Origin of the sequence: Trebonia kvetii (assembly GCF_007827045.1) — a bacterium.
Lineage (GTDB): Bacteria > Actinomycetota > Actinomycetes > Streptosporangiales > Streptosporangiaceae > Trebonia > Trebonia kvetii.
This window is the reverse complement of record NZ_RPFW01000008.1, coordinates 335,320-362,277: the sequence shown is the minus strand read 5'-3', so window position 1 is coordinate 362,277 and position 26,958 is coordinate 335,320. Positions and strand designations below refer to the sequence as shown.

At 70.3% G+C, this 26,958-nt stretch carries 22 protein-coding genes; 9 read left to right on the top strand and 13 right to left on the bottom strand.

Annotation, left to right across the window (positions count from 1 at the left end; translation table 11 throughout):
- The first annotated feature begins 15 nt into the window (after nucleotides 1-15).
- Genes EAS64_RS36340 through EAS64_RS36330 form a run of 3 tightly spaced genes read left to right on the top strand, consistent with a single transcriptional unit; the run spans nucleotide 16 to nucleotide 2,179 of the window.
- Nucleotides 16-1,218: an FAD-dependent monooxygenase gene (locus EAS64_RS36340; protein WP_145860594.1), complete on the top strand. Its 1,203-nt coding sequence runs from the start codon at nucleotides 16-18 to the stop codon at nucleotides 1,216-1,218.
- 37 nt (nucleotides 1,219-1,255) lie between these two features.
- A complete protein-coding gene (locus EAS64_RS36335) occupies nucleotides 1,256-1,744 on the top strand; it encodes a phosphoribosyltransferase (RefSeq protein ID WP_145860592.1) in 489 nt (162 codons plus the stop codon).
- Nucleotides 1,745-1,798: 54 nt separating this feature from the next.
- Nucleotides 1,799-2,179, top strand: coding sequence for a VOC family protein (locus EAS64_RS36330; RefSeq protein WP_145860590.1), 381 nt, complete (start codon nucleotides 1,799-1,801; stop codon nucleotides 2,177-2,179).
- A 51-nt stretch (nucleotides 2,180-2,230) separates the two neighbouring features.
- Here the strand turns inward: EAS64_RS36330 and EAS64_RS36325 are convergent, their stop codons facing one another.
- The 5 genes from EAS64_RS36325 to EAS64_RS36305 all read right to left on the bottom strand — a co-directional run bounded on the left by EAS64_RS36325 (nucleotide 2,231) and on the right by EAS64_RS36305 (nucleotide 8,828).
- Nucleotides 2,231-3,403 carry an FAD-dependent monooxygenase gene (locus EAS64_RS36325; protein ID WP_145860588.1) on the bottom strand — a complete coding sequence of 391 codons (1,173 nt, stop codon included), beginning with the start codon at nucleotides 3,401-3,403 and terminating at the stop codon, nucleotides 2,231-2,233.
- Nucleotides 3,404-3,410: 7 nt separating this feature from the next.
- Nucleotides 3,411-4,235, bottom strand: a complete 825-nt coding sequence (locus EAS64_RS36320) for a hypothetical protein (RefSeq protein ID WP_145860586.1) — start codon at nucleotides 4,233-4,235, stop codon at nucleotides 3,411-3,413.
- A 19-nt stretch (nucleotides 4,236-4,254) separates the two neighbouring features.
- Entirely contained in the window at nucleotides 4,255-4,731 is a 477-nt protein-coding gene (locus EAS64_RS36315) for an ATP-binding protein (RefSeq protein WP_187366433.1), read from the bottom strand.
- 189 nt (nucleotides 4,732-4,920) lie between these two features.
- The gene (locus EAS64_RS36310) at nucleotides 4,921-5,565 is read right to left on the bottom strand and encodes a TMEM175 family protein (protein ID WP_145860581.1); all 645 of its coding nucleotides are present in this window, start codon (nucleotides 5,563-5,565) and stop codon (nucleotides 4,921-4,923) included.
- A 23-nt stretch (nucleotides 5,566-5,588) separates the two neighbouring features.
- On the bottom strand, nucleotides 5,589-8,828 hold the full coding sequence (locus tag EAS64_RS36305; RefSeq protein ID WP_145860579.1) for a putative bifunctional diguanylate cyclase/phosphodiesterase: 3,240 nt from the start codon (nucleotides 8,826-8,828) through the stop codon (nucleotides 5,589-5,591).
- Nucleotides 8,829-9,108: 280 nt separating this feature from the next.
- Here EAS64_RS36305 and ligM point away from each other — a divergent pair, with 280 nt between their 5' ends.
- Entirely contained in the window at nucleotides 9,109-10,503 is a 1,395-nt protein-coding gene (gene ligM / locus EAS64_RS36300) for a vanillate/3-O-methylgallate O-demethylase (protein WP_145860577.1), read from the top strand.
- A 15-nt stretch (nucleotides 10,504-10,518) separates the two neighbouring features.
- On the opposite strand, the gene EAS64_RS36295 is transcribed toward ligM, so the two are convergent.
- The gene (locus tag EAS64_RS36295) at nucleotides 10,519-11,247 is read right to left on the bottom strand and encodes a DUF72 domain-containing protein (protein WP_145860575.1); all 729 of its coding nucleotides are present in this window, start codon (nucleotides 11,245-11,247) and stop codon (nucleotides 10,519-10,521) included.
- 21 nt (nucleotides 11,248-11,268) lie between these two features.
- Complete coding sequence (locus tag EAS64_RS36290) at nucleotides 11,269-12,741, bottom strand: alpha,alpha-trehalose-phosphate synthase (UDP-forming) (RefSeq protein WP_187366432.1); 1,473 nt, start codon at nucleotides 12,739-12,741, stop codon at nucleotides 11,269-11,271.
- Nucleotides 12,742-12,879: 138 nt separating this feature from the next.
- Between EAS64_RS36290 and EAS64_RS36285 the strand changes: the two genes are divergently transcribed.
- The 4 genes from EAS64_RS36285 (at nucleotide 12,880) to EAS64_RS45240 (ending at nucleotide 18,970) form a co-directional block, all read left to right on the top strand.
- Nucleotides 12,880-13,941 (top strand): phosphotransferase, encoded by a 1,062-nt coding sequence (locus EAS64_RS36285; RefSeq protein ID WP_145860571.1) that lies wholly within the window; start codon nucleotides 12,880-12,882, stop codon nucleotides 13,939-13,941.
- A gap of 25 nt (nucleotides 13,942-13,966) precedes the next feature.
- Nucleotides 13,967-15,280: an aspartate aminotransferase family protein gene (locus EAS64_RS36280; RefSeq protein WP_145860569.1), complete on the top strand. Its 1,314-nt coding sequence runs from the start codon at nucleotides 13,967-13,969 to the stop codon at nucleotides 15,278-15,280.
- 79 nt (nucleotides 15,281-15,359) lie between these two features.
- Nucleotides 15,360-16,172, top strand: a complete 813-nt coding sequence (locus EAS64_RS36275; RefSeq protein WP_145860568.1) for a dolichyl-phosphate beta-glucosyltransferase — start codon at nucleotides 15,360-15,362, stop codon at nucleotides 16,170-16,172.
- A complete protein-coding gene (locus tag EAS64_RS45240; RefSeq protein WP_222849861.1) occupies nucleotides 16,169-18,970 on the top strand; it encodes an ArnT family glycosyltransferase in 2,802 nt (933 codons plus the stop codon). The genes EAS64_RS36275 and EAS64_RS45240 overlap by 4 nt, the downstream gene beginning before the upstream one ends.
- Nucleotides 18,971-18,997: 27 nt before the next feature.
- Here EAS64_RS45240 and EAS64_RS36265 read toward each other — a convergent pair whose 3' ends face one another.
- Nucleotides 18,998-19,450 carry a beta propeller repeat protein gene (locus tag EAS64_RS36265; RefSeq protein WP_145860566.1) on the bottom strand — a complete coding sequence of 151 codons (453 nt, stop codon included), beginning with the start codon at nucleotides 19,448-19,450 and terminating at the stop codon, nucleotides 18,998-19,000.
- A gap of 291 nt (nucleotides 19,451-19,741) precedes the next feature.
- On the opposite strand from EAS64_RS36265, the gene EAS64_RS36260 reads away from it, so the two are divergent.
- Nucleotides 19,742-20,182 carry a bifunctional nuclease family protein gene (locus EAS64_RS36260; protein ID WP_187366431.1) on the top strand — a complete coding sequence of 147 codons (441 nt, stop codon included), beginning with the start codon at nucleotides 19,742-19,744 and terminating at the stop codon, nucleotides 20,180-20,182.
- 344 nt (nucleotides 20,183-20,526) lie between these two features.
- Here the strand turns inward: EAS64_RS36260 and EAS64_RS36255 are convergent, their stop codons facing one another.
- From EAS64_RS36255 to boxB, 5 genes are all read right to left on the bottom strand, one after another.
- Complete coding sequence (locus EAS64_RS36255; RefSeq protein WP_145860562.1) at nucleotides 20,527-21,258, bottom strand: enoyl-CoA hydratase/isomerase family protein; 732 nt, start codon at nucleotides 21,256-21,258, stop codon at nucleotides 20,527-20,529.
- Nucleotides 21,255-22,853: a 3-hydroxyacyl-CoA dehydrogenase gene (locus tag EAS64_RS36250; protein ID WP_145860560.1), complete on the bottom strand. Its 1,599-nt coding sequence runs from the start codon at nucleotides 22,851-22,853 to the stop codon at nucleotides 21,255-21,257. Before EAS64_RS36250 ends, EAS64_RS36255 begins: the two co-directional genes overlap by 4 nt.
- Nucleotides 22,854-22,947: 94 nt before the next feature.
- Entirely contained in the window at nucleotides 22,948-23,808 is an 861-nt protein-coding gene (locus EAS64_RS36245; protein WP_145860558.1) for an amidohydrolase family protein, read from the bottom strand.
- Nucleotides 23,808-25,469, bottom strand: a complete 1,662-nt coding sequence (locus EAS64_RS36240) for a benzoate-CoA ligase family protein (protein ID WP_145860556.1) — start codon at nucleotides 25,467-25,469, stop codon at nucleotides 23,808-23,810. Before EAS64_RS36240 ends, EAS64_RS36245 begins: the two co-directional genes overlap by 1 nt.
- Before the next feature lie 70 nt (nucleotides 25,470-25,539).
- The gene (boxB, locus tag EAS64_RS36235) at nucleotides 25,540-26,955 is read right to left on the bottom strand and encodes a benzoyl-CoA 2,3-epoxidase subunit BoxB (RefSeq protein ID WP_145860555.1); all 1,416 of its coding nucleotides are present in this window, start codon (nucleotides 26,953-26,955) and stop codon (nucleotides 25,540-25,542) included.
- Nucleotides 26,956-26,958: the final 3 nt, after the last annotated feature.

The window sequence follows — 26,958 nt, the reverse complement described above, 5'->3', positions numbered from 1 at the left end:
CGGGAGGATGGCGGCATGACACGTGTCGCGATCATCGGGGGCGGCATCGGCGGACTCACGGCGGCCTGTGCACTGCTGCGGGCAGGCGCCGACGTCTCCGTCTACGAGGCAGCGGGGGAACTGAAGGAGATCGGCGCCGGGGTCGCGCTGCACCCCAACGCGATGCGGGTGCTGCGGTTCATCGGCGTCGAGGACGAGGTGCGGAAGGTCGCGGGACGTACCGAGTTCGCGGTCACCCGCGACGGGATCGGCGGGCGGGTCATCTCCAGGACCAGCCGGGCGGCACAGGTGGCCGCGCATGGCATCGAACCAGCCACCGTGCACCGCGCCGACCTGCTCGACGTGCTCGCCGCGGCGCTGCCGCCCGGGCTCGTGTCACTCGGCAAGCGCTGCCTGTCCGCCGGCACCGAGGGAGACCTCGCGGTGGCGCGGTTCGCGGACGGCACCGCCGCCGAGGCGGACGTGATCATCGGCGCGGACGGCATCCACTCGGCCGTGCGCACGTCGCTGTTCGGCCCGGACGCGCCGCGGTTCACCGGCAAGATCTGCTACCGCTCCGTGATACCCACGGCGGCGATCCGCGACGGCGCGGAGCTGTTCGCCGCGGCCAACGGCCAGTGGCTCGGTCCGCACGGCACCATCGTGCTCTACCCGCTGCGCGGCGAGGACCTGATCAACGTGGTCTGCCACTACGACGACGACAGCTACCGGCACGAGTCGTGGGTGACCGAGTGCTCGCGCGATGAAGTCCTCGAGCGGTACGCGGCGTGGCACGAGTCGCTGCTCCGGCTGTTCGCGGCGGGCCAGACCTGGTACAAGTGGGCGCTTTACGACAGGGACCCGATCCCCGCGTGGACCTCGGGGCGGGTGACGCTGCTCGGCGACGCGGCACACCCGATGCTGCCCTACCTCGGCCAGGGCGCCTGCCAGGCGCTCGAGGACGGTGCTGTGCTCTCGAACGCCATGGCCGCCTCCCCCGGCGATCCGGTCGCGGCGCTCGCCGCCTACGAGCGGGTGCGGCGGCCGCGGGCCTCGCGGGTGGTGCTGACCGCGCGGGCGCGCGGCGTGTCCAACCACCTGCCATCGCGCTGGGCCGCCTTCCGCAGGGACGTGGCGATCTCGGTGCGCAAGCGGCTGAACCGGCGCGACCTCGACGGCCGCGGCGGTCAGTGGCTCGCGGACTATGACGCGACATCGCGCGAGGCTCTCACCAGGTGAGATGATCACGGCGGGCCGGCGCTGTAATGTCCGGGCTATGGAGCACGCGCGTGAGACGCTCACCTGGGAAACCTTCGGCTCAGCGGCACAGGATCTGGCGCGGGTGATCGCCGCCGACGACTTCAGGCCCGACCTCATCCTGGCGATCGCACGCGGCGGCATGTTCGTCGCCGGCGCCCTCGGCTACGCCCTCTCGGTGAAGAACCTGCACCTGATGAACGTCGAGTTCTACAACGGAGTCGGCTCCACGCTCGACATGCCGGTAATGCTGCCGCCCGTGCCGCTCGCGGTGGACTTCTCGCAGAAGAAGGTGCTGATCGCCGACGACGTGGCGGACACCGGCAAGACCCTGGAGCTGGTGCGCGACTTCATCGTGGAGCACGTGGCCGAGGTGCGTTCCGCCGTGGTGTACGAGAAGCCGGGGTCTCTGGTGAAGTGCGACTACGTGTGGAAGCGCACCGACCGATGGATCAACTTCCCGTGGTCGAGCCTGCCGCCGGTGGTGCCGGGCGTGGCTGACGCCTGAGCGGCACGCATCCTCACCCCCGGCCCGGTGCTGTAGGTTTCTAGGCTGGGAAACGTGAAGTTCCTGTCCGTGATGCCCAACCTGTACACCGCCGACATCGAGGCCTCGGTCGCGTTCTACCGTGACCTGCTCGGCGGAACGGAGACGTTCCGCACCCCCGCGTCCGGCACCCCGGTGCACGTGGAGATCCGGGTCGGTGACGTGACGGTGGCGATAAGCGACCGGGACGAGGTGGAGCCGCAGGGGCTGCCCGCACCGTCACCCGGGCACCCATTCGAGCTCGTGGTGTGGTGCGATTCGGCCGACGAGGCGGTGGCTGGGCTGCGCGCCGCCGGGGTCCAAGTGCTTGTCGAGCCGTCCGCGCACGCATCGGGGAACCGGCGCGGTTACCTGGCCGACCCGGACGGCAACTGGATCGCGGTGGTCAGCGCGTGACCGGCCGGGCGTAGCCACGAACCCGTTCGGGATGATCTGGTTTCTGTCGTTTTAAAGCGCGTCGGCGTCGTGGGAGTAGATCCAGGCGTTAGCGGCGAGCGGGTCGACATTGCTGAAGCCGGCGTCGCGGGCCTGCTGGTCGGGGCCGTCGGGGAGGTGATTGATGCGCTCGCGGGCGTGGCTCACCTCCTGGAGCCTGGTGGTGCGCGGTATCCGCAGTTCCGCGTAGCGGCGAAGCGCGGCGGGCGGGTCCGCCGGGTTTGCGGACAGGCAGCGGGCCAGCGTGGCGGCGTCCTCGATTGCCTGGGCGGCACCCTGGCCGAAGAACGGGAACATCGGGTGCGCAGCGTCGCCGAGCAGGGTCAGCCTGCCTTTTGTCCACTGGGTTAGCGGCGCGCGGTCAAGCAGCGCCCAGCGGCCAGGCGTGCCCGCCGCGCGGATGAGCGTGGTGAGCCGCTCGTCCCAGCCAGCGAACTCCGCGAGAAACTCCGCCACGGTGGCGGTCGCGGTCCACGACTCGGTCGTGTAATCGCCCGCCGGGGCGAAGGCAACCAGGTTGACGTACCGGCCCGCGGAGACCGGATAGTGGACCAGATGGTGGCCGGGGCCGAGCCACAGCGTCTGCGCGGGACGGCGGGAGAACGCCGGCGCCTGCTGCGCGGGGACGAGCGCACGGAAGGCGCACAGCCCGGAGAACGTCGCGGGCGCGGGCTCGGTGAGCGCGGCCCGGACCATCGAGTGGATGCCGTCCGCGCCGATGGCGATGTCCGCCTCGGCCTTCTCGCCGTTGGCGAAGGTGAGCGTCACCGGGCCGCCGTCGCCCGCGGCGTCGAGCGCGACGCAGCGCATGCCGAGGCGGACGGTCTCCGCCGAGATGCTGGCGCTGAGCGCCTCGAGCAGGTCGGCTCGGTGCGCGGTGTAGGTGTGCTCGCCGAAGCGGCGCTCGCACTCTGTCTCCAGGTCCTCGGCGGACAGCACGCTGCCGTCCTGCCAGCGGCGGAACTCCCAGCCGGTCTCCAGCCTGACCGCCTTCGCCGCGAGCGGGTCGAGCACGCCGAGCGCGCGCAGCAGGCGAGCCGCGTTCGGTGCCACCACCACGCCGGCGCCGACCTCCTTGAGCTGCGACGCCTGCTCGTACACCACGGCTTCCAGGCCGGCGCGGCGCAGGAACGCGGCGGCGGCGAGGCCGCCGATCCCGCCGCCGACGATCGCGATCCTTGGCATTTCGCGGTTAGCCCGCGACCGTGACGACGTAGACGGTGTCGTCGAATGGCACGCCGCCCTCGCCCGCGCTGCCGCGGCGGTTGACGGTGACGATGCGCTGGCTAGCGTGCCAGCCGTGGCTCTTGGCGGCGGCGAGGATGGCGGCGGCGAAGTCCCGTGCCGCGTCGTCGTATCCGTCCGCGTGCTTGGTGGTGATGCTGCCTGGCCCGCCGTCGACGCAGTGGTAGGCGCTGGCCGGATGCAGCGCCGTCCAGGCCTTGTTGGCGGCCGCCGTCTGCAGCTTGCCGTTCCTGACCACGCACATGGTCTCGTAGCTCGCCGCGATGAACCAGGCGACGTGCTTGCCGCCCGACACCGGCTGGCTCCAGATCCTGACGTGGTCCTCGTTACCGCTGATCGACAGGTCGTTGCCGTCCACGCAGCCGCCGAGCCGCCAGGCGACGTGCTGCGGGACATATCCGCCGCCGGTCACGTCGGCCTTCTCCGAGGAGATGCACTTGATGTGGATGCCCGTCACGCTGACGGTGGTGGCGGTGGAGACCGTCTTCCAGTCGCCGAGCGCCTGCTGGATCTGGGCGAGGGACACGGTCGACCCCGCGCTGATGATCACGTTGATCGGCTCGGCGAACGGCGGGATCTGCTTCAGCGGTGTCGACGTGAGCGCCGTGTCCCAGTCCGCCGGGTCACAGTAGTCGGCGGTGCAGCTCTTCTCCTGCGCCGCGTCTCCCGCCGTGCTTCCCGCGGGGGCCGCGGACGTGCGGCTCTTCACGCATCCGGTGAGCGCGACCGCTATCGCGACGACGGCCACCGTCGCCCGTGCCCACATTCTCATGCGGTAAGTATCGGGGCAATCAGGCGCTTGGGTTCAACCGGCCGCGATCACCCGCGAGCAGATGCCGGCCCGGTGCGTCGGGCAGCCAGACGAGCGTCTTCTCGAAATGGACGGTCGCGCCGCGGCGTTCGTTGGGCCTCAGCTGCACGTTGTCCGCCACCGCGTCGATGATTTTCAGCCCGCGCCCGTGCTCGGCGGTCGCGGGCACCGGTCCGTTGACGACGGCGAGCCCGGCGAGGTGTTCCCCGCCGTGCCCGCCGCCGCGGCTGCCGGCACTGACAACCTCGATGACGCATTGACAGTTCCTGACACCCACCCTGACTTCGTATTCCGCGCCGCGAGCGGCGTGCTGAATGACGTTGGCACAGGCCTCGCTCAGCGCGAGGGCGATGTCAGCGCGGGTGTCTGAAGTGACGCCGAGTGTCTCCATGCAGCGGTCGAGCACCTGACGTGTGACCGGCACGCTGACCGCGTCGCGCGGGAGATAAAGCGCCATCTGTATTTCCATGGCGTTCCGGAATCAGAGGACGCGGCGCAGTAGCAGGATGACCAGGACGATGATCACGATGAGAACCACGGTTCCTATGCCGATATACATTGAATTACCTCTCCTATGGCTATATCCGCTGGTGCGTGCGTGCTGAATACGACTACCCAGCAGCGGGAGGGTAAACGGCGCACAGGGTTAGCTGTGCTGTTCCGGGTCGGCGGGGGTGGTGGCGGCGGGAATGACGGCGGTCTCAATCCGGCGGTCGGGGATGACCCAGATGGCCGCCATCGCGACGTAGCAGGCGACGGCGACCGCGATCCCGGGGCTGTTGAGGATGGTGCCCCCGCCTGCCAGGGCGGCGATGATGCCGGCGATGTAGCCGACGGGCGAGACCTTGCCCTTCCAGTCACGCCCGATGGCCTTGCGCAGCGCCGAGTCCTTGCCCTGGGAGCGGATGATCACCGTCTGCAGTATGTAGTAGGCGATCGCGGCGGCCAGCAGGTTCACGCCGTAGACGATGACGGGGGTCTGGGCGAATGTGCTGCTGTCCATCCACTGGGTGGTGAACGGGAACAGCGACAGGCAGAACAGCAGGCCCAGGTTGGCCCACAGCACGCCGCCGGTCACATGCTCGGTGACCTGGAACATGTGGTGATGGTTGGCCCAGTAGATGCCCACGTAGATGAAGCTGAGCAGGTAGCTGAGCAGGCTGGGAAACGAGTGCGACAGTTCGGCCAGGTTGGGGCGGAGGCCATCGGGCTCGCGCAGTTCGAGCACCATGATCGTGATGATGATCGCGAGCACGCCGTCGCTGAAGGCCTCGAGACGGCTGGTCCGCATCGCGCCAGGCTACCAGCGGCGGCCTACAGGTCCCTCAGATAACGCCCGTCGGGCAGCCTGCGGCGCTCCCTCGGCAACTCGCGGACCAGGCGGCCGCGGACGAGCATGGCCTCCGCGGCGGCGGCGTCGACAGGAACGGACAGCAGGTAGCCCTGGCCGAACTGGCATCCCATGGCCGCGAGCAGCTCGCGCTCGGTCTCTGTCTCGATTCCCTCCGCGATGATGTCGACCTGCAGCGGCTGGGACAGCTTGATGATGCCCTCAACGAGGGCGTGCCGCCGCCATTGCGAGCCGATCCCCGTCACGAACGTCTTGTCGATCTTGAGCACGTCGATCGGCAGATCGAGCAGGTAGGCCAGCGAAGAGTAGCCGGTGCCGAAGTCGTCGATCGCCAGCCGGACCCCGATGTCCTTCAGCTCGGCCAGGTCGGTGCGGATCCGCTCGTTCTCGCCGAGCAACAGCGACTCGGTGATCTCGAGCAGCAGCGCGGAAGGAGGCAGGCCAGAGCGCCGCAGCGTCCGCCTGACCCCGGCAACGAACCCCGGGTCGAAGAACTGCCTGGCGGACACGTTCACCGAGATGTGCGGGCCGTCGCCCCACTCGCCAGCCTTGTCAGGCGCGGCGGGCGCGGCGGGCGGCAGTCCGCGCCGCCAGCGGACCATGTCGCTCAGCGCCTGCTTCAGCACCCATTCGCCGATCGGGACGATGAGCCCCGTCTCCTCCGCGATCGGAATGAATTCGCCGGGCAGCACTGTCCGATGGCCGGGGCGCGGCCAGCGCAGCAGTGCCTCGAAGCCGACGATCTCGCCGCTGTCGAGTGCCACGATCGGCTGGTACACGAGAGCGAAACCGTCGTTCTTCACGGCATCCTCGAGTGCGGCCTGCACCTCGCGCCGCTGCATCATCCCGCTGGTCAGCGAGTCGTGGTAGTGCCGCCAGCGCCGCTTGCCCGCCGACTTCGCCGCATACAGGGCGAGGTCGGCGTGCCGCAGCAGCTCGTCCACGTCGTCGCTGTCCTCGGAGGTGGCCACGCCCACCGTCGCCGAGGTGATCACCTTGGACTCACTGAGCGTGAACGGCTCGGTGAACGCGGCGATGATACGCTCCGCGAACGTGTCCACCGCCTCGGCGTCGGCGGCGTCGTCGATGAGCAGCGCGAACTCGTCGCCGCCGAGCCGCGCCGCGGTGTCGGTCGCACGGATCGTGGCCTCGAGCCTGACGGCGACCGCGGCGAGCAGCTCGTCGCCGACACCGTGGCCCATCGTGTCGTTGACGATCTTGAAGTCGTCCAGGTCGACGAACAGCACGCCCGCGACCCGGCCGCTCGAGCGCGCCGACGCGAGTGCCGACGCCGACTCTCTGGCGAACAGCGTGCGGTTCGGCAGCCCGGTCAGCGCGTCGTGGAAGGCACGGTACGTCAGCTCCTCGGCGAGCTGATGCTGCTCAGTCACATCGCGCAGGGTGAGCACCAGGCCGTCGACGTTCTCGTCGTTGCGCAGGTCGCTGCCGCGCACCTCGATCACCGCGGCGCGGCCGTCGAGCCGCTGGATCTGCAGCAGGTACCCCGGTGACAGCCCGCCGGCGCTGAGGGTGAACATCAGGTCGAGCACGCGGTCCACGTCCTCGCGGGTGCCCGGTGCCACCAGGTTCACCAGCAGGGAGTTCTCGACCACGACGTCGCCGAATATGTCCGCCGCGGACGGGGTGGCGTACCGGATCCTGCGGTCGTCGCCAAGGATGAGGATCACGTCGGATGCGTCCTGCACCAGAGTGCGGAACAGCGCCTCGCCGCGCTGACGGATGACCTGCTGGTTGAGCAGAACCCGCTCGATTGCCAGGGAGGCCTGGTCGGCCAAGATCTCGAGGGCGGGCGAGCGGTCGGCGAGCACCCTGCGGTCGCCGTAAAAGATCAGCACGCCGAGGAACGGGTCGCCGGCCGGCCGGTCCTTCAGGGCCAGCGGGCAGAGCAGCGCGCCGTCGTACCTGGCATCCGAAGGGTAGCGGGGCACGGACACCCCCGCGTCCCGCCTAACCGCCTGGATCTCTTCCAGTGACACGAACCGCGGCACCGGGCCGTCCGAGAGCCGCAGCCAGAACTCGACCGGGTCACCCTCACCAGGCGGCCTACCGGACTCGCCAGGGCGGACGCGTCGCAGCCGGTCGCCGTCCCGCACGGCGAGTATCGCCGCGCGATCGGCGGGAGTGCCCGGCATCAGTGTGACCGCCGCGTCCCTGACCGCGCGCGCGACCTCTTCGGCCGAGCCCGCCGCGGCGAGTGCCGCGCTTGCCACCCGCAGCGTCCGCTCGCGGACAAGGCTGCGGCGGTGCGAGGACGCGACCTCCCACAGCCGCGTCAGCATGAGCAGGTAGAGAACGCCGCAGGCGATCGCGGCAACACCCTCGACGCCGTCGCGTGCGTGCCAGGCGTGCGCGAACAGGAAGATCGGCGGGATCAGCGAGGCCACCACGAGCAGCGCGACGCTGCTCGTTGTCCCGTCGGACAGCCGCCGCCCGGCCGCCTGGGTGAGCCCTCTCATCGACGGATGCAGCGCGGCGGCACCCCAGGCGATATAGCAGACCAGCCAGCCGAGGCTGAGCAGCGTCGCGCCGTGCTGGTTTCCCGAGTTCTTGATCAGGTCATACGCCACGTCGGACCCGATACCGGCGATCGTGCCCACGGTGATCAGCGTGGCCGCGACACCGGATTCTGTGCCAGGGGCGAGCAGCCGGGCCAGCATCATCAAGATGATCAGGTCGCCGACCGGATAGGCGACGGACACGAACCGTTGCGGCCAGGTCATCATCGGGTTCGTCGCGTCGGGCACGAGCAGGAACAGCCAGGCGAGCAGCCCGAGGCCGATGGTGAGCGTGAACGCGTCGAGAACGCTGCGCATGTCCCGCTCGGCCGACCTGGCGCGAATGAACAGCACGAGTCCCGCCACGAACAGCGGGTACTCAAGCAGGTAGACGACGTCGGCGATGGAAGGGAACGGGAGCGGCGCCCCGGTCACCGTCCGCTGGATGCGCGCGGCGAGCATCCCGAGCGCTCCGGTGAGGTTGGCCGCGGCGATCATGAACCACGGGGCGCGCCTGGCCGGCCGGTTGAGGAAGACGCCGATGACGATGGCCGCCGCGCCGGTCAGGTCGATGAGCGGCGCCGCCTCGGTGCGCAGCCCGGGGAGCGCGTAGTGCAGCGTGACGAGCAGCGCCATCCAGACGGCGTAGCAGGCCAGCACGCCCCGCGTCGTTAGCCGGGTTCTCATGCGCCTCCCCACCGTCCGTCCGCTGCTCTATCGCCCCCGCCGTCCGTCCAGTTCACAAGCCTGGAAGCACTCTATTCCGAACGTGAGCGGATGACTCCGGCGGGCATCCGCATTCCCGTCATGTTGTGGCCGCAGGTCGGGGCATGCGGCCGCAAGTTTTTGTTCCGCGGGCACAAGACGGAGGTGCAACCCTGCCCATTAGCGGGCATTACGACACACATACCGGAGCATTAACATGTGGACCGCACAGATGCCGAGGCCGTATCAGAACAGGTGACATATGAGCCCGAAGAACCTGCAGGAACTGCTCGACACCGCGGGCAACACCGTTGAGCTGCTCCGTAATTCGCAGCTTGGCGCCTATATATACCCCGTCGTCCCTTCGGAGTTCACCAACTTCCGCCGTGAGGTCATCGCATGGCGGGACACGGCGGTTCTCTACGACCAGTCGCACCACATGCACAACATCTTCATCTCCGGCCCTGACGCGCTCAAGCTGATCACCGACACGGGGATCAACTCGACCGCGAAGTTCCCTGTGGACACCGCCAAGCAGTTTGTCCCTGTTTCCCCCGAGGGCGGAGTGATCGGTGACGGCATCCTCTTCCGCGACGCCGAGGAGGAGTTCACCTTCGTCGGCCGCGCTCCCGTCGCCAACTGGCTGCTCTACAAGGGCTCGCAGGGCTACAACGTCGACATGGTACTTGATCCCCGCTCGCCATCCCGGCCTTATGGCAAGGCGGTGACGCGCAAGGTGTGGCGGTTCCAGATCCAGGGCCCGAACGCCTGGCCGGTCATCGAGAAGCTCAACGGCGAGCCGCTTGAGCAGGTCAAGTTCTTCCGCATGGGCTGGATGAACATCGCGGGCGAGAAGGTTCGCACGCTGCGGCACGGCATGGCGGGTGCCCCTGGGCTCGAGATCTGGGGCCCGTACGAGTCCTATGACAAGATCCGCGACGCCATCCTCGAGGCGGGCCGCGAGTTCGGGCTCGAGCCGTGCGGCGCGCGCGCCTACTCCTGCAACACCCTGGAATCCGGCTGGATCCCGTCGCCGCTGCCGGCCATCTACACCGCACCCGAGCTGCGCGGCTACCGCGAGTGGCTTGGCGCGGACTCCTACGAGGCGACCAACGCGATCGCCGGCTCTTTCCTGTCGGACAAGATCGAGGACTACTACACCAACCCGTGGGAGCTCGGCTACGGGTCGTTCGTCAAGTTCGACCACGATTTCGTCGGCCGCGACGCGCTGGAGGCAATCGACGGCGCGACCCAGCGGCGCAAGGTGACACTTGCATGGCACGCGGAGGACCTCGGCAAGGTCCTCACCTCGCCGCTCGGCGACGGACCCGGCTACCAGTTCTTCGACCTGCCGAACGCGAACTTCGGTTCGTCCAACTTCGACTCCGTGGTTGACTCCGGCGGCAAGGTCGTCGGCCTGTCGATGTTCACCGGCTACTCGGCCAACGAGCGGGCTGGCCTGTCGCTCGCCACCGTCGACCCCGACGTGCCGATCGGCGCCGAGGTCAGGGTCGTCTGGGGCGAACCGGACGGCGGGTCGCGGAAGACAACAGTGCAGCGGCACGAGCAGATCGCGGTCCGCGCGGTCGTCTCCCCCGCCCCGTACTCGAAGGTGGTGCAGGAGAGCTACCACGCGGGCTGGCGTTCGCTGGCGTGAGGACTAGCCTGCTGATTAGTGACGGTCCGTCAGCCGGGTGAAGGTCTCGGCGTCGAGCACCGCGGCGCCTGACTGGTCGTTGTTGAAGTACGCGTACACCGGGGCGCTGCCGGGCCAGGTGTCGGCCACGCGATCGGCCCAGTCCTTCAGGCGGCCCTCGGTGTAACGCGGCCACGGGTGGCCGTCGCCCTCGTGGAAGCGCAGATAGCCCCAGTCCGCGGTGCGCCACAGCGGGGTCGCCTCCGTTCCGCCCCTGTCGGCCCAGCACAGCGCCGCGCCGTGACTGGTGAGCACCTCGCGAACGTCGTCGGTCCACCAGCTGGCGTCGCGCGGCTCCACCGCGACGCGGACATCGGCGGGGAACATGCCGAGCACCAGGTCAAGCCGGGACGGATCGGCCGGCATTCGGGGCGGGAACTGGAGCAGCACGGGGCCGAGCTTGTCCCCGAGCCCGGCGAAGGCGTCAAGCATGCGGCGTACCGGCTCGGCTGGGTCGCGCAGCCGCCTGACGTGCGTGAGGTACCTGCTCGCCTTGACCGCGAACACGAAGCCGTCCGGTGTGCGCGCCCGCCACTGCTCGAAGGTCTCTTTGGCCGGCAGCCGGTAGAACGTGGCGTTGCTCTCCACCGTGCCGAACCGCGCGGCGTAGTGCTCGAGCCACTGGCCCTGCGGCACGTCAGGCGGGTAGAAGGCGTCCCGCCAGTGCCGGTACTGCCAGCCAGAGGTGCCGATGAGAGTGCGCATCGCGATCGCGACCCCGGGCCGTCAGCGGCGATTTCCTGCCGCGGCCGCGCCGCGGGCGGCGATCAGCGTGAGCTGCCCAGACACCCACGCGTGGACGTCGTGCACGCGGACCTGCTCGGCCATGGCCGCCAGCGCCTTGCGCCTCGCGTCCGGCTTGAGCGCGATCGCCTGCTCGATCCGGTAGGACAATCCCTCCACGTCGAACGGGTTGCACAGCACCGCCTGCGGCAGTTCGACGGCGGCGCCGGTGAACTCGCTGAGGACCAGGGCGCCGCTGCCGCCCGCGGCCTGCTGCACCGTGACGTACTCCTTGCAGACCAGGTTCATGCCGTCGATCAGCGGCGTGACGAGCAGGACGTCCGCCGCCGCGTAGTAGGCCGCGAGCTGCTGCGGCGAGAGGCCGCGGTACAGGTAGTGCACCGGGACGTCGCTACCCGGCTGGGTGAACCGGCCGTTGATCCGCCCGACGTGCTGTTCCACGATCCCGCGCAGCTGGCGGTATTCCCGCACGTCGTCCCTGCTCGGCACGGCGAGCTGCAGGAACGCGACGCTGGTGCGCATCTCGGGATCGCGTTCGAGCAGCATCTCCACCGCGAGCAGCCGCTCGATGATCCCCTTGGTGTAGTCGAGCCGGTCCGCGCCGAGCAGCAGCACGCGGCCGGCGAACTGATCCTCGAGCGCGGCGATGCCGTCCTTCACCTCGGGCTCGGCGGCGAAGGAGGCGAACTCCCCGGCGTCGATGGAGATGGGCGCCGTGGCGGTGGTCACGGTCCGCCCGTCGGGCAGCACCACCCCCGACCCGCGCACCTCAAGACCCGAGTCGGCGAGCTGGCGCACGCAGGAGCGCAGGAAGTTATAGCGGTAGTCGTCGGTGTGAAAGGCGACCACGTCGGCGCCGAGCAGCCCCCACAGGATCTGCTCACGCCAGGGCAGCCGGGCGTAGATGTCGGGCGACGGCCACGGCACGTGCAGGAAGAAGCCGATAGGCGCCTCGGGGCGCTGATTGCGGATCAGCTGCGGCACCATCATCAGGTGGTAGTCGTGCACCCAGGTGATCGCGTCCGGGTGCTCGTCGGCGGCCGCCTGGGCGCGGTCCGCGAAGACGCGGTTGACCTCCTGGTAGGCGTTCCACCAGGACCGCTCGAAGCGGGGCTTCTCTATCGCGTTGTGCAGCAGCGGCCACATGGTCGCGTTGGCGAAGCCGCGGTAGTAGTCGCGGACCTGCGCCGCGGACAGCGCGATGGGCAGCAGGCTGACCCTGGAATCGGGCAGAGTGGTGGGCATTCCCTTGGTGCCGCCGTCCCAGCCGACCCAGGCGCCGGGATGGGCGGCCATGACCGGCCGCAGCGCGGTGACCAGGCCGCCTGGCGCCAGCTCCCAGCCGTCCTCGCCGCGGTGCAGGGGCAGCCGGTTGGCCACGGCGATAACCGGCCTGTCGTCCTCGGGGGTGACGCTTGCGCGCATGGCTGTACCGCTTGTGGTTGGGCCGCTCATGGCTGTGCCGCTACCCGCCGGTGCGGGCCCGAATCTCCTGTGGGGATGTGTCGGTCCTCTCATCACACAAGAGTCATACCCCGTCACTAACGGCACTTTATCGACGGACGGCTATGAGGTGCGTCGTACGATGATCGTGTGTCTGCCGTATCTCGCGTCTCGCCTGCTCAGGCCGAGGAAATAGCGCGGCGCCACTACGGCGTGGACGGCAGCGCTGAGCGGCTGTCGGCGGAGTTCGACGACGCGTTCCGGTTGGTTGCTGGCGATTCGTCCTGGTTCGTAAAGGTCGGCCTGGCCGACGGCGCGGCCTGCGCGGCCAGCACCGCGGTGTCGTTCCAGACGGCGGTGCTGCTGCACCTGGCCGAGGCGGCACCCGGGCTGCCGGTGCAGCGCGTGGTCCCGGCGCTTGACGGACGGCCTGAGGTGTCCGTGGCGGGGAACGGGCACCACCGACTCGTTCGGATGACATCGTGGCTCGACGGTGAGCTGCTGTCGCGGGCGGACAACAGCCCCGAGCTGCGGCGGGACCTTGGTGCCACCCTCGCGAAGCTCAGCGTCGCGCTGCGCAGGTTCAGCCATCCGGGTGCACTGCGGACGCACCGCTGGGACCTGCAGCACCTGGACAGGCTGCGCGGGCCGCTCGCCGACCTGCCGGGCGACGGGGTGCTGCCTGAGGTCGCCGCGGCGCTCGGCACCGCGGTGCCTTCCGGTGTGCGGGCCGGGCTCGAGGACTACCTCGACCGGTTCGAGTCGGTGCTGCGGCCCCGGCTGGCCGCCGTCCCCGTCCAAGTCATCCACACCGACTTCCACGGCGAGAACCTGCTGTGCGACGGCGCGCGGATCACCGGGATTCTCGACTTCGGCGACGCGCTGACCGGTCCGGTCGCGATGGACGTGGCGGTCGCCGCCTGTTATCAGCTTGGCCGCGGTCCTGACGTGCTCGGCTCGGCGCTCGACGTCGTCGCCGGGTACCACGGCGTCGACCCGCTCGCGGAGGCCGACCTGGAACTGATCGCTGGCTTCCTGGTGGGGCGGGTCGCCGCGCGGATCATCCTGTCGCAGTGGCATGCGATGCGCGAGCCGTCGAATCAGGGGTACCTGCTGCGACGGACGCCCCAGGCGATCGAGCTTTTCGCGGCGCTGCGGCTGCTGACTCCCGAGGACATCGTCGGCCGCCTGCGGGCGGTGCTTTCAGCGTGAGGGGTTTCACTGTGAGGGGCCCACTATGAGCGAATCAGCTCCCGTCATGGTCAACGGCTTCGACTCCTCCCGCGCCGACGACCTGCCGGCCGCGACGAGGAACCTGGTCGGGCGGCGCTCGGCGGCACTGGGCGGCGCGTACCGGCTGTTCTACTCCGAGCCCGTCGAGTTCGTCCGCGGCGAGGGCGTCTACCTGTACGACCCGGCGGGCAACGCCTACCTGGACGCCTACAACAACGTGCCGTGCGTCGGGCACTCACACCCCCGGGTCACCGAGGCGGTCAGCAGGCAGCTCGCCACACTGAACACGCATACCAGGTACCTCACCGACGGCGTCGTCACCTACGCCGAGCGGCTGCTCGCCACGCACAGCATGGGCGCCGCGTACGCGATGTTCACCTGCACCGGCAGCGAGGCGAACGACCTGGCGCTGCGGATCGCGCGGCACTACACCGGCGGGACCGGGGTGATCGTCACGGAGAACGCCTACCACGGGGTGACCGCCGCGCTCGCCGAGCTCTCCCCCAGCCTCGGACCGAACGTGCCGCTCGGCTCGCACGTGCGGACCGTTCCCGCGCCGACCGGCGGCGTGAACTTCACCGCCGCGGTCGCCTACGCCATCTCCGACCTGGAACGGCACGGCACCCGGCTCGCGGCGTTCCTCGCCGACTCGGCCTTCTCCTCCGACGGCGTGCTGACCGAGCCCGCCGGCTTCCTCGCGCCGGTGGCGGACCTGGTGCACGCGGCGGGCGCACTTTACATCGCCGACGAGGTGCAGTCCGGGTTCGCGCGGACCGGCTCGCACATGTGGGGATACCAGCGGCACGGCCTGGTGCCCGACATCGTGACCATGGGCAAGCCGATGGGCAACGGCCTCCCGATCGCCGGCATCGCCGTACGGCGGGAGATACTCGACGACTTCGGGCGCCAGGTGCGGTACTTCAACACGTTCGGCGGCAACCCGGTGTGCGTCGCCGCCGCCTCGGCCGTGCTCGACGTGCTCGACACCGAGGGGCTGCCGACCAGCGTGGCCGCGACCGGCGCGTACCTGAAGGACGCGGTCGCCCGCGTCGCGGCGGAAAGCCCGCTGCTCGGTTCGGTGCGCGGGGCCGGGCTTTACCTCGGGGCGGACGTTGTGGACCCTGCTACCGGGGCGCCGTCAGGAGAGCTCGCGGCCGCGATCGTCAACGGGATGCGGCAGCGCCGCGTGCTGATCAGCGCCACCGGCAGGCATGGCAATGTGCTGAAGATCAGGCCGCCGCTGCCGTTCGGCCGCCAGCACGCGGATCAGTTCCTCGGCGCGCTCGGCGAGGTCCTTGCTGCCGTGGGGCGCGGTTAGCCGCTATCCCAGGCGGCGCTTAGCATTTTCTCAACTTCGCCGCAGCCGGCGCTAATAAGTTCCCCCCACACTCAACGCCATGGGCCATCCATCCCCGCTTGCCGGGGGTACTCAAGTCGAGATCGTCGTGCCGGTACGGAACGAGGAACGCGAGCTCACCGACCACGTCACACGGCTGCTCGGCTATCTGGAGTCGAGCTTTCCCTGCAGCTGGCTCGTCACCGTCGCCGACAACGGTTCGACTGACGCCACCTGGACGCGCGCGCAGGACCTCGCGGCCGCCCACCCGGGCGAGGTCCGTGCCGTGCACCTGGACCTGCCGGGGCGCGGCCGCGCCCTGCACGCCGCCTGGCTGGCGAGCGACGCCGATGTCGTCGCCTACATGGACGTCGACCTGTCCACCGACCTGCGGGCGCTGTTTCCGCTTGTCGCACCGCTGCTGTCCGGGCACAGCGATGTGGCGATCGGGTCCCGGCTCGCGCGCGGCGCACGGGTGGCGCGCGGACTGAAGCGGGAGATCATCTCGCGCGGCTACAACCTGCTGCTCCGGATGATCCTGCGGGTCCGGTTCTCCGACGCCCAGTGCGGGTTCAAGGCGGTGCGGTCCGACGCGGCGCGGGCGCTGCTGCCGCTGGTGGCGGACCGGTCCTGGTTCTTCGACACCGAACTGCTCGTGCTCGCCGAGCGGTCCGGGCTGCGCATCCACGAGGTTCCCGTGGACTGGACGGACTCGGCCGACTCGCGGGTGAACATCCTCGCCACGGCCCTCGCCGACCTGCGCGGAATCTGGCGCCTGCGGTGGGGCCTGCTCACCGGATCGCTGCGGGTGCCCGCGCTTGGCGCGGCCCGGCCTGTGCTGCTTGACGAAACGATTGGGGGAAGCGCCCGATGAGCGCTACGACGGTTCCTGCGCTGCCATACACCGGCCCGGCCGGGCGGGGAGTCGGCGCCCGGCTGCGCGAGCTATGGCGCGGGCCGTCCCGCGATCCGGTATGGGCAAGGCCCGCGCTGTTCGGGCTGCTCGCGGTCACCGCGGTCCTCTACCTGTTCAACCTGAGCAGGAACGGCTACGCGAACGACTTCTACGCGGCGGCGGTGCAGGCGGGCACCCGGTCGTGGAAGGCGTTCTTCTTCGGCTCGTTCGACGCGTCCAACTTCATCACGGTGGACAAGACCCCGGCCTCGCTATGGGTGGACGAGCTGTTCGCGCGGGTGTTCGGGTTCTCCTCCTGGACGCTGCTCGCGCCGCAGGCGCTTGAGGGCGTTCTCTGCGTCGCGATCCTGTATGCCGCCGTGCGGCGCTGGTTCGGCCCCTCGGCGGGGCTGATCGCGGGCGCCGTCTTCGCGCTGACTCCGGCGGCGGCGCTCATGTTCCGGTTCAACAACCCAGACGCGCTGCTCACCCTGCTGATGACCGCCTCGGCGTATTGCGTGCAGCGAGCCGTGGAACGGGACGCCAGGGCGCTGCGCTGGCTCACGTTCGCCGGGCTGCTGCTCGGCTTCGCGTTCCTGGCGAAGATGATGCAGGCGTTCCTCGTGCTGCCGGGGTTCGCCGTCGCCTACCTGATCGCCGCGCACACCTCGGTGCCGCGCCGGATCTGGCACGTCCTCGTCGGCGGGCTCGCCGTGATCGTCGGCGCTGGCTGGTGGGTGGCCATCGCCCAGCTGTGGCCCGCGGGCTCGCGGCCCTACTTCGGCGGCTCGACGAACAACAACATCCTTGAGCTCGCGCTCGGCTACAACGGGCTCGGGCGCCTGAACGGCGTGGAGACCGGCTCGATCGGGTTCAACAGCAGTTCGGTGGGCGGCGGGGGGATCGGCTCGAACTTCGGCGGCGCCACCGGGATCTTCCGGCTGTTCCAGTCGGAGTTCGGCGGCCAGGTCAGCTGGCTCATCCCGGCGGCGCTGATCTCGCTCGGCGCGCTCGTCTGGGTGGCACGGCCGCGGCGTGGTGCTCGGCCGGGTGCCCGGCCGGATGCTCGGCTGAGTGCTGGGCCAGGCGGCGATGCCGCGCCCCGGATGCGCGCGTTCGCCGCGGTCTGGGGCGGCTGGCTCATCGTCACCGGGCTGGTGTTCAGCTACATGCAGGGCATCATCCACCCCTACTACATGGTGGCGCTCGGTCCCGCGATCGGCGCGCTCGTCGGTGTCGGCGCGATCTCGCTGTGGCAGGCGCGCATGGGCTGGGCCGGGCGGGTCACCGCAGTCGCCGCGGTCCTTGTCACCGCGTGGTGGTCGTATGAGCTACTCGAGCGGTCGCCCGACTGGCTGCCGTGGCTGCGCTGGACCGTGGTCGTGGCGGGTGTCGTCGCGGCGGCGGCGCTGGTCGTGGCGGGACTGCTCGTATCGCAGTTCCCGGCCCGCCCGGGTCTGGCGGGCGGACCTCGCCGGGTCTTGCTCGACGAGGAGGCTGGCGGCCTGGCGTTTGACGCGTACTCCGGCGACGATGCCGACTCCGACTCCCGCTTCAGCTCCGGCTCCGGCTACGGCACGGACGGACCGCTCGGCGGGGACCGCACTGACCTGGACCGCGCCGACCTTGGAGACGCTGACCTGGGCCGCGCGGACCTCGACGAGTCTGGCCGCGGAGCCGCCAAGGGGTGGGTGCCGGTCTGCGGGCGGGAATCTATCCCGGTCAGGCACTCCCCCGCCGGACTGTCCGGCGGGCTATCGGGCGGGTTGTCCGGCGGGGTCTCGGACGGATTGTCCGGCGGGGTGTCGGACGGGCTGCCGGACGGGCTGTCCGGCGGACCGAAGGCGGTGCCAGCCGGGTTCAGCGGCGGCGCAGTCAGCGTCAGGCGCCGCTGGGACAGCGCCAGCCGCGCCAGGCTCGCCGGGACGGCCGCCGCGGTCGCGACGGGGGCAGCGCTTGTCGCCGGGCTCGGCGGGCCGCTCGCGTACACGCTGTACACCGTCGACACCACGTACACCGGGGCCATCCCGAGTGCGGGGCCTGCGGTCGCCGGGGCGTTCGGCGGGGCGGGCGGCCGCTTCGGCGCGCGCGGCGGGTTCCCCGTAGGTGGCGGTGGCTTCAATGGGTTCCCTGCGGGCGGGACCGGGAATGGCGCGTTCCCCGGCGGCAGGACCGGCACGGGCGGCACCGGCACTGGCGGGACCGGGACCGGCGGGACGGGCGGGGGCGCGTTCCCCGGCGGCGGGACGTTCCCCGGCGGCACCGGAACGGGCACTGGGAACGGGACCGGCGGCACGGGTAGCGGGACGTTCCCGCGCTTCCCGCGGGGGAACTTCGCCGAGGGCTTCGGCGGCACGTTCCCCGGTGGCGGCTTCGGCGGCAGGGGCAACGGCGGCTTCGGCGGTCTCGGTGGCGGGCTCTCCGGCAGCACACAGGTGAGCGGCACCCTGATCAAGCTGCTTGAGCAGGATTCCGGCAAGTACCGCTGGATCGCCGCGACCGAGGGTACCCAGGAGGCAGCGCCGATCGAGCTGGCCACCGGCGGGCTGGCCGTCGTCGCGATCGGCGGTTTCAACGGCTCCGACCCGTCACCAACCCTCGCCCAGTTCGAGTCGATGGTCGCCAAGCACGAGATCCACTACTACGTCGGGCGCGGCACGAACAGCTTCGGCGGCGGCAACGGTTCCTCCTCCATCGAGTCCTGGGTCGCGGCGCACTACACGGCCCAGACGGTGGGCAGCACTACCGTCTACGACCTGACCAAGCCGTCCTCATGAGGTGCGTACCGCGCCCGGTGCTGGCGCCTATGAGTGCTGCGAGCGCCAGGTTCTGCCGTTATCAGGCGACACGTAGCGGAAGACGTGAAGGCCGTTCCAGTATGCGAGAGCGGTCAGGCGACCGGCCTGCCAGCTCACGCTCTTCACCCCCGCCGGGAAATCGGCTATGTACCAGTGCCTGCCGCCGTCGGTGGTCACCTTGACGAAGTTGCCGGAATTCCCCCACGCCCAGGCCATGCGGGCGCCACGCGCGCCGATTCGGTCCGTCACGCTCGGCCCTGAGGCTCCCGCGAAGTAGAACGCTGGCCCGTCGATCTGCCAGTGCAGCCCGCCATCGGTGCTGATCACGGGCCAGACACTGCCCAGGTAGGCTCGCCGGTTCGCCAGGCCGTACACCACCCGGCCGCTGCCGACGGCACGGGTGCCGATGTCGGCCGCGCTCACCGGGGTGCCTGGCGGGAAGTACACCCGTCCCGGCACCGGCCGGGAACCTGCGATGGACGCCTTGATAATCCCCGGCATTCCCTTGGGTTTTGGCACGGTGGCCGGCGAACTCCCGTGACCGGCTATGTGGGCAGTGACGCCAAGCGTCGAGCAGCCGCATAGCAGGAAGGCGACGATCGCCACAGGGAGGACGCGGCTCAGCACGGTAGTTGAGACGCGGATCCGGCGTTTCCGGTTGCCGGGCCAAGCCGTCCTCCTGAGGCTTTGACGGCCGTTCCCGGCTACGCTTGATGTCTTGGGCCGGGCATGCGGAAAGGCACGTCGGGTATGGCGGAAATGGTCCCGGTGACGATCACCGGAGTGGTCAGGGGAACCGAGGACCGGCCGGGCCGGCGAGAGCGGTTCTTCGTTGAGCTCACCGCGTCGGGCGACGACGCGCGCCGGCTGCGAATCGGCGTCGGTGACGCCGAGGCGTCAGCGCTCGGCTTCAGCCTGCAGGGAATCGAGTTCCCGCGCCCGATGACGTACCAGTTCATGGCGGCGCTGGTGGCCGCGGCGGGTTCTGCCGTTCGTTCGGTGCGGATAACCGGTGCACGGGACGGCATCTTCTACGCCGAGGTCATGCTGCGCGGCGGCGCCATCGTGGATGCCAGGCCAAGCGACGCGCTGAATCTGGCCGCGATCACCGGCGCGCCGGTCGCGGTCGAGTCCAGCCTGCTCGACCTGCCGTCCCCCACGCCCGGACCCGCGGGCGCGGTCGGGTCCTGAGGCCGGCCTCAGGCCTGGAACGCCCGCCCGGAGGTGACCCGGACTCCGGAAAACCGCACCAATCGGCCATACCGGACGCATGATCACGGAACTTCTTATCCTGACGGAACTTTCTACCCGATCTGGGTAGAAAAGTTCCGTTGTAATCGGAAGTTCCGTGATCATGTTCGAGGCGTGGAAGCGCAGGTGACCTGCGGGGTTTCTGGGAGTGGCGGAACGGGTGAGGATGAGTTCGGGCGACCGGCGGCGTGGCGGAGCTCGGGCCGGGCGGGGTGATCCGCGGTGGGCAGGGGGTGCGGCCGGGATACTGGCTGCGCGGGGATTCCGGCTGCCACGGGGGCCGGCTAGGTGCGGCGGCGATTGAGGAAGGCGGTCATGCGGTCGTGCTTGTCCTGGCTCTCGAAGAGGAGGGCCTGGGCTGCCATGTCGAAGGTGGTGGTGGCGGGGCGGTGTGAGCGCAGGGCGAGCTTGGTGAGCTCGAGTGCGCGCCAGGACTGACGGGTGATCTTGACGGCCAGGGCTCTGGCCGCCTCGTCCGGGTCGTCGGCCACCTCATCGGCGAGGCCCGCCGCGAGGGCTTCCGCGCCGGACAGGCGGGCGCCGGCGTAGAGCATGCGGCGGGCGACCTGCTGGCCGGCGGTCTGGGCGAGCCGCCAGTTGCCGCCGGCGCCGGCCAGGATGCCGAGCGACAGCTCCGGCTGGCCGAAGTAGGCGTTGTGCGAGGCGATGCGGAAGTCACAGGCGAGGGCGAGCTCGCAGCCGCCGCCCAGCGCCGGGCCGTCGACCACGGCGATGGTGGGCCAGCGGTGCGCCTCGAGCTTCTCGAACACGCCGGCGTTGATGGCGAGCAGCGCGGCGTCGGCGTCACGGTCGCGCAGCTCGGCGATGTCGGCGCCCGCGGCGAACATGCCGGGGGTGACGGAGTGGACGATGAGGATGCAGGGGGTCTTACGGGCCTGGTCCAGGGCCGCGATGAGCTCGTCGGCGGTCGCCATGTCGATGGCGTTGCGTTTCTCCGGGCGGTTGAGTCCGACCCAGCGGACCTCGCCCTCGTCGCGGACCGTGATGCGGGTCATCGGGCGTCCGTGGCGGGAGTGCCCCGTGGGGCGGGCGTGGCCTGCGAGGCGGGAGCGGAGTTCGCGGCGGGGGCTGCCGTGATGCGATGGCTGAGCGCGGCGCGGCGCAGCAGCGGGCTTGCGCGGTAGTGACCGTCGCGGTACCAGTTCTCCAGGCTGTCAAGCACGCGCAGGACGGTGCCCGCGCCCCACTGCCGGGCCCAGGCGAGCGGGCCGAGCGGGTAGTTGACGCCGAGCCGCATCGCGGCGTCGATGTCCGGCTCGCTTGCGACGCCGCAGGCGAGGGCGTCGAAGGCGAGGTTGCCGAGCATCGCGACGGTGCGGGTCACGATCAGGCCTGGCGTGTCCTCGATGACGTACACGTCGAGACCGGCCGCCTGAAGCAGCCCGGTCGCCTCCGCGAGGCTCTGCTCCGGGCAGCCATCGGAGGCGGCAATGGCGATCGCGGTGGCAGCCGCAGGGTCAAGGACGCGGTCGGCGACGATGACGGACCGGCCGAACGCGGCCGACAGAGCGGTCGCGGCCGTTCCCTCGCAGATCGCCAGGAAGGCGCCTGATGGCAGTTCGACGAGGCCGCCGGGCAGGCCCGCCCCGGTGTCGTCCCGCAGTCCAGGCGGCGCCGCGACGCCGGCCGCCCGGTCGAGCAGCGGGCGCAGCGGCGACGGCACCGGCCCGCCGGCGGCGTCGAACGCGGGGTGCTCGGTGACGGCCCGCGGCGCGGGCGCCGGCGGCGCTGGCGACGGGGCGGGCGCCCCGTCGCCCGGGTAGACGCCGCGGCCCGACTTGCGGCCAAACCAGCCGGCCTCGACGAGGGCGCGCTGCGCCAGGCTCGGCGCGAACCGCGGGTCGTGCCCGAACGCGGACCAGACCGACCTGGTCACCGCCTCGTTGACGTCGTGCCCGATCAGGTCCATCAGCGCGAACGGCCCCATGCGGAAGCCGCCGGCCCCCGTCAGTACCGCGTCGATAGCCTCCGGAACGGTTGCCCGCTCCTCGTGGATGCGCCACGCCTCCGCGTAGTACGGGCGGGCGATCCTGTTGACGATGAAACCCGGGGTCGCTGTGGACCTGACCACGGTCTTGCCCCAGGCAGCGGCCAGCTCCGCGGCGGCGTCCGCGACTTTGGGATCGGTGGCAAGCCCGGAGATGACCTCGACCAGCTTCATGGCCGGGACCGGATTGAAGAAGTGCAGGCCGACCAGGCGCCCGGGGTGGGTGAGGCCCGCGGCGAGCGCGGTGGGCGACAGCGACGAGGTGTTGGACGCGAGGATCGCGTCGGCGTCGACGACCGTCTCAAGTTCGGCGAAAAGCGCACGCTTGGCGGCCAGGTCCTCGACGATCGCCTCGATGACGATGCCGCACCCGGAGAGGGCGTCGGCGGAGTCCGCGGCGGTGAGATCGAGCTCGTCCGGGTCGACGCTGAGCCGGCCCTTGGCGACCTGCGCCTTGACCCGGTCGCGGATGCCCGCGACGGCGCGGTCCGCGGCGCCCGGCATCGCGTCGGCGATCAGCACCCGGTGTCCGGCCACCGCGGCCACCTGGGCGATTCCCGCCCCCATCGTGCCCGCGCCAATGATCCCAACGGAGCGGTTCATGACGTGCTTGTGCCCCCATCCCGAAGACAGTGGATAGTTCGGCACATTGGAGTGTGGAGAACTATCCACCATCTTGCCGAACGGCCAGCCAGCGTCACGCGGCGGCCTTGAGGTTGTAGACGCGGCTCGCGTTGCCCGCGAGGACGGCGGCCACGGTGTCGTCGTCGGGCATCAGCCTGGCCACGGCCCGGGCGTTGGCGGCGATGCCCGGGATGCCCGGCCAGTCGGTGCCGAAGATCATCCGCTTGGTGAGGCGGTTCCAGTTCTGCCTGGCGTAGTAGTCGCGCAGCCGGGCAGGCGGCAGGCCGGACAGCTCGATCCAGACCCGGTCGTTCGACAGGGCGAGGAAGGCGGCCGCGTCGTACCACCAGCCGCGCCCGCCGTGCGCGAGCACCAGGGTGAGCGACCGGAAGTCGCGGAGCACGTCGTCGAGTACCACCGGGTCGCCGTAGGTGTTGGCGGCGCCGGGGAACGTGGAGGTGCCGCAGTGCACGACCACCGGGATGCCCGCGGCCTGGCAGGCCTCGTAGGCGGGGTAGAGCATGCGGTCGTTGGCGGCGACACCCGCGTGCACCGGGTGGATCTTGAGTGCGACCGCGCCGAGGGTGAGCTGGCGGCGGACCTCCTCGTCGACCGGGTAGTGCAGGTGCGGGTTGACGTTACCGATGATCTTGATGCGCTCGGGCGCCGCCGCGGCGATGGGCAGCATGTCCTCGATCGCCTGGGTGCCGGTGACCTTGGGCGAGTACTCGCACATGAGCAGTCCGGTGTCCACGCCCTCCGACACGAGATAGTCATCGAAGACCGCGGGGATCACGGTGCCGTCCGCGTCGTACAGCCGGTCCATCAGGTCACGGACGGGGAAGCCCTGCACCCAGGTCTCCCACGGCAGCTTGAGCGTGGGCTTGCTCGCGGTGTGCAGGTGCACGTCGATGAGCGGCAACCCGTCGAGCATCAGGGTGCCTCGGCCGCTGTCGGGGTCGGGGTTGGGGAGGCGAGACCGGAGGCGGGGGGTGAACCAGGCCGGAGCACGTTCGCGGCCATGGTCCGCAGTTCCACGCGGCGGATCTTTCCGGTGGCCGTGGTCGGGAAACCGTCGGTGAACACGACGGCGCGCGGCCGCTTGAACGACGGGAGCGCCTCGCGGCAGTGCTCGATGAGCTCCGCCTCGGTGACCGCGGCGCCCGGCGCGAGCACCACGTAGGCGACCGGCTTCTCCAGGCTGTCGGCGTCGCGCGCGGCCACGACGACGGCCTGGGCGACCGCCGGGTGGGACAGCAGCCGCGCCTCGACCTCCATCGGTGAGACCCAGATGCCCGACGCCTTGATCATGTCGCCGGTCCTGCCGAGGCACTCGTAGTACCCGTCGGCGTCGCGGACGTACGTGTCGCCGGTGCGCAGCCACTCGCCCTGGTAGACGAGCCTGGACGCGTCGTAGCGAGCCCAGTAGCCGGTCGCGGTGGAAGAGCCGCGCACGAACAGCGTGCCCGCGTGGCCGGCTTCGAGCACCTCGGCGCCGGTGTCCTCGTCGACGAGCTTGAGGTCGTAACCGGGCACCGGCACGCCGGTGGTCCCGGGCTTGACGGCACCGGGGGCGTTGGACAGGAAGATGTGCAGCATCTCGGTCATGCCGATGCCGTCGATAATGTCGATGCCGAAGTGGCTAGTCCACCGCTGGTACAGCGCGGCGGGCAGCGCCTCGCCCGCGGACGCGGCGAGTCGCACACCGCCCAGGGCGTCGGGCGCCAGGCCGGCGCGGAGCATGTTGGCGAAGAACGTCGGGCCGCCGAAGAACAGGGTCGCGCCGTGCTTGGCGGCGGTCTCCGCGATCACGTCGGGCCGCGACGGCGACGGCAGCAGGACGCTCGCCGCGCCGACCGACATCGGGAACAGCACCGAGTTGCCGAGGCCGTAGGCGAAGAAGGCCTTGGCCGCCGACAGGCAGCGGTCCTCAGGGCGGATGCCGAGCACCTGCTTGCCGTAGGTCTCGCAGACCACCTCGACCGAGCCGTGCCGGTGCATGGCGCCTTTGGGGGTGCCGGTGGTGCCCGAGGTATACAGCCAGAAGGCAGGGGAATCCGCGCTCGTGTCGTAGACCGAGTCGTCGGGCGCCGCGCCCGCCAGTTCGTCCAGCAGATAAACCGGGGGGGTCTGGGGGGGTCGTCCCCCCGGGGAAACTAGGTGAACTGGCCGGGTGCTGGCGGAAAGCGGGATGTCAGCCAGCACTCCGGCCAGTTCGGGCGCCGCCGCCACGGCCGACTCCGCGGCGGCGGCAAACTCGCTGGTGACCGCCAGGAACCTGGCTCGCGAGTCACGCAGCAGCTCGGCGATTCCGTCGGAACGGAGCATCGTCGAGACTGGCACTGGAATTGCGCCTACCCGCATCGCCGCGAGGTAAACGACCACAAACTGTGGCGAATCCGCCATGACCATCACAATGCGCTGTTCCGGCTGGACGCCGGCGGCGCGCAGGCCGGCCGCGGTCCGGCGGACCCGGTCGTGCAGCTCGGCGTAGCTAAGGTCGCCCGCCGGGCCGGTCAGCGCGACCCGGGCGCCGTCACCGGCCGCGATCCGCCGGTCGAGCAGGTACTCACTAGCGTTGAACAACTGCGTCATCGCATCGTTCCAGGGGTTCGGGCTCCGTTTGCCATACAGCGGGAGCGGCCGGCTCGGCTGTCTTCGTCAACTATGCGAGGTGGACGTAGTCGTAGTCGAACGGCTGGCCGTTGATTCCGTTGCGCGGCGGCGCCACCCACGCGGCGATCTTGCCACGCTCGTAGACCGGTTGCATCAGGGAGCGGACGAATGTCTTGTCGGTGTCGGTAGGGAGCCATTGCCCCTTACGCGCCGCCCACTCATCGGCCGACAGCTTCTCGCCGGCTGGGGAGGCCTCGATGCCGGCGAACGCGCCGACCTTGCGGTTGAACGCGACGTGCGGCAGGTACAGGCGCTGCGGCAGGCCCGCGTCGGCCAGGATCCTGTTCCACCGCTTGACCCCGCCCGCGCAGTCCGCGATGTACTCGCGGCGCAGGTCGGTGTTGAGGCCGACAAGCGCGGCGACCTCGGTCTGGCCGATCTGCCCGTCGGCCAGCGCGTCGACCATGATGGCGTCGTCGCGCAGCTGGTGGTCGTCCTTACGGCGTTCCTCCAGCCAGCGGCCCTTGAGCCCGGCGGTGTAGTAGTTGGCGACGTTGGTGGACGTCTCCCCGCCGAACAGGTCGAGCGACACCGAGTAGTGGAAGTTGAGGTACTTCTGGATGACCGGCAGCGGGATCGCGCCGAACGCCGCCACCTCGTCGGTGTCGTTTTCCAGCATCACCTGCGCGGTGCGCTCCACTACGCGGTCGACGCCGGTGGTGCCGACCATCATGTGGTGCGCCTCTTCCTTCAGCATGAACTCGCACGTCCTGCTGAGCGGGTCGAACGCGGACTCCTTCAGGGTGCCGAGCTGGTACTTGCCGTCCCGGTCGGTGAAGTAGGTGAACATGTAGAACGACAGCCAGTCCGGGGTCTCCTCGTTGAACGCGCCCAGGATCCGGGGGGAGTCGGCCGAGCCGGAGTTGCGGTGCAGCAACTCCTCCGCTTCTTCGCGGCCTTCGCGGCCGAAGTAGGCGTGCAGCAGGTAGACCATCGCCCACAGGTGCCGGCCCTCTTCCACGTTCACCTGGAACAGGTTGCGCAGGTCATACAGCGACGGGGCGGTCGCGCCCAGGTTGCGCTGCTGCTCCACCGACGCGGGCTCGGTGTCACCCTGGATCACGATCAGGCGCTGCAGCTCTGCCCGGTACTCCCCCGGCACCTTTTGCCAGGCCGGGTCGCCCTTGTGCTGGCCGAACGCGATTTGCCTGTCCGGGTTCTTGTCCGCCAGGAAGATGCCCCACCGGTAGTCGATCATCGGCACGTGCCCGAACTGGGCCCAGCCCTCACCGCGCACGTCGATCGCCGTGCGCAGGTACACGTCCTGGGTGGGCAGGGTGGGGCCCATCGTCTCCCACCAGGACAGGAAGTCCGGCTGCCAGGACTCAAGGGCCCGCTGCAGCCGCCGGTCCTCGGCGAGCCCGACGTTGTTCGGGATCTTCTCCGCGTAGTCCGGCCTGGTCATCAG

Coding starts and splice junctions, on each gene's coding strand:
- EAS64_RS36340 (WP_145860594.1), top strand. CDS start 16: ATGACACGTGTCGCGATCATCGGGGGCGGCATCGGCGGACTCACGGCG.
- EAS64_RS36335 (WP_145860592.1), top strand. CDS start 1,256: ATGGAGCACGCGCGTGAGACGCTCACCTGGGAAACCTTCGGCTCAGCG.
- EAS64_RS36325 (WP_145860588.1), bottom strand. CDS start 3,403: ATGCCAAGGATCGCGATCGTCGGCGGCGGGATCGGCGGCCTCGCCGCC.
- EAS64_RS36320 (WP_145860586.1), bottom strand. CDS start 4,235: ATGAGAATGTGGGCACGGGCGACGGTGGCCGTCGTCGCGATAGCGGTC.
- EAS64_RS36315 (WP_187366433.1), bottom strand. CDS start 4,731: ATGGCGCTTTATCTCCCGCGCGACGCGGTCAGCGTGCCGGTCACACGT.
- EAS64_RS36310 (WP_145860581.1), bottom strand. CDS start 5,565: ATGCGGACCAGCCGTCTCGAGGCCTTCAGCGACGGCGTGCTCGCGATC.
- EAS64_RS36305 (WP_145860579.1), bottom strand. CDS start 8,828: ATGAGAACCCGGCTAACGACGCGGGGCGTGCTGGCCTGCTACGCCGTC.
- ligM (WP_145860577.1), top strand. CDS start 9,109: ATGAGCCCGAAGAACCTGCAGGAACTGCTCGACACCGCGGGCAACACC.
- EAS64_RS36295 (WP_145860575.1), bottom strand. CDS start 11,247: ATGCGCACTCTCATCGGCACCTCTGGCTGGCAGTACCGGCACTGGCGG.
- EAS64_RS36290 (WP_187366432.1), bottom strand. CDS start 12,741: ATGAGCGGCCCAACCACAAGCGGTACAGCCATGCGCGCAAGCGTCACC.
- EAS64_RS36280 (WP_145860569.1), top strand. CDS start 13,967: ATGAGCGAATCAGCTCCCGTCATGGTCAACGGCTTCGACTCCTCCCGC.
- EAS64_RS36275 (WP_145860568.1), top strand. CDS start 15,360: ATGGGCCATCCATCCCCGCTTGCCGGGGGTACTCAAGTCGAGATCGTC.
- EAS64_RS45240 (WP_222849861.1), top strand. CDS start 16,169: ATGAGCGCTACGACGGTTCCTGCGCTGCCATACACCGGCCCGGCCGGG.
- EAS64_RS36260 (WP_187366431.1), top strand. CDS start 19,742: ATGGCGGAAATGGTCCCGGTGACGATCACCGGAGTGGTCAGGGGAACC.
- EAS64_RS36255 (WP_145860562.1), bottom strand. CDS start 21,258: ATGACCCGCATCACGGTCCGCGACGAGGGCGAGGTCCGCTGGGTCGGA.
- EAS64_RS36250 (WP_145860560.1), bottom strand. CDS start 22,853: ATGAACCGCTCCGTTGGGATCATTGGCGCGGGCACGATGGGGGCGGGA.
- EAS64_RS36245 (WP_145860558.1), bottom strand. CDS start 23,808: ATGCTCGACGGGTTGCCGCTCATCGACGTGCACCTGCACACCGCGAGC.
- EAS64_RS36240 (WP_145860556.1), bottom strand. CDS start 25,469: ATGACGCAGTTGTTCAACGCTAGTGAGTACCTGCTCGACCGGCGGATC.
- boxB (WP_145860555.1), bottom strand. CDS start 26,955: ATGACCAGGCCGGACTACGCGGAGAAGATCCCGAACAACGTCGGGCTC.